This window comes from Roseateles sp., assembly GCF_049240545.1.
In the GTDB taxonomy this organism is placed as follows: Bacteria; Pseudomonadota; Gammaproteobacteria; order Burkholderiales; family Burkholderiaceae_C; genus Paucibacter_A.
This window is the reverse complement of record NZ_JBMLSK010000363.1, coordinates 1-1,371: the sequence shown is the minus strand read 5'-3', so window position 1 is coordinate 1,371 and position 1,371 is coordinate 1. Positions and strand designations below refer to the sequence as shown.

At 66.9% G+C, this 1,371-nt stretch carries 1 protein-coding gene; it reads left to right on the top strand.

Annotation, left to right across the window (positions count from 1 at the left end; genetic code table 11):
• The first annotated feature begins 83 nt into the window (after positions 1-83).
• Positions 84-1,216, top strand: a protein-coding gene (locus ACOVRJ_RS21880) for an IS3 family transposase (protein WP_422045931.1) whose coding sequence is annotated in 2 segments (ribosomal slippage) — positions 84-345 and positions 345-1,216 — 1,134 coding nt in all. Because the reading frame shifts where the segments join, the coding sequence is not laid out codon by codon here.
• The last annotated feature ends 155 nt before the right edge of the window (positions 1,217-1,371 follow it).

Genomic DNA, 1,371 nt, shown 5'->3' with positions numbered 1-1,371 from the left:
CCGCGCAAAACTGAACACGGCTGAAAGTGGAAAGGCTGCTCCGATGGGCGAGGATAGAGCCCGTGTTCGCAGGAGAGCAGCACATGAGCAGACGACCACGCCGGAACCACTCACCGGCATTCAAGGCCAAGGTGGCCATCGAGGCCCTGGGCGATGGCAAGACGATCGCGGAGATCGCGCACAAGCACGACGTGCACCCCAACCAGGTGACCGAGTGGCGACGACAGCTGCTCGAGCGGGCGGCTGGCGTCTTCGGCGCCGCTGCCGAGCCGGCGCAGCCGGGAGTGGATCTGAAGGCGCTGCACGCCAAGATCGGGCAGCTCACGCTGGAGAACGATTTTTTAGAAGGTGCGCTCACCAAGGCGGGATTGCTGAGCGCAAAGCGATGATCGACCGTGAACACGAGTTGCCGATCAAGCGCCAGGCCGAGCTTCTGGCGATCAGTCGCGGCTCGGTCTACTACCACCCCGAGCCGGTGAGCGAGTCTGATCTGCGGCTGATGCGCCGGATCGACGAGCTTCACCTGGAGCACCCTTTTGCCGGGGCGCGGATGCTGCGCGACATCCTCGACCGCGAGGGTGTGCGGGTGGGCAGGCGCCACGTGGGCACGCTGATGAAGCGCATGGGCATCCAGGCGCTGTACCGCAAGCCCAACACGAGCAAGAAGCACCCAGCGCACCCGGTGTTCCCGTACCTGCTGCGCGACAAGGCGATCGAGCGCGCCAACGCGGCATGGGCGCTGGACATCACCTACATCCCGATGGCGCGCGGCTGGGTGTACCTGGTGGCGGTGCTGGACTGGTACAGCCGGCGCCCGCTGGCGCACCGGGTGTCCATCACGATGGAGGCGGACTTCTGCGTGGAGGCGCTCAACGAGGCCGTGGCCCGGTACGGGGCACCGGAGATCGTCAACACCGACCAGGGCAGCCAGTTCAGCAGCGCGGAGTTCGTCAATGCAGTCAAGGCGTGCGGCGCCAGGCAGAGCATGGACGGGCGTGGCTGCTGGCGCGACAACGTGTTCGTCGAGCGCTTGTGGCGCAGCGTGAAGTACGAGGAGGTCTACCTGCGCGCCTACGACAGCGTGGGCGCGGCCCGAGCGGGCCTGGCGAGGTACTTCGAGTTCTACAACGCCCGGCGTCCGCACCAGGCCCATGGCGGGCGCACGCCCGATATGGTGTACTTCGACACACTGGCGCCGCAGCAGGCGGCGGCCTGAGCATGAGGCCCGGGTTGCCCACCGCGTCGGTCGTGCGTTCGTCGCAAGCGACGCCCGCCCGCCGCCGTGGACAACCCTGCATCGCAGATCACCAACCCGCAGCCGATCCACTTATCTCACCCCTAGGTCGTGTTCAAGCAAGCGGGGCCACCTCT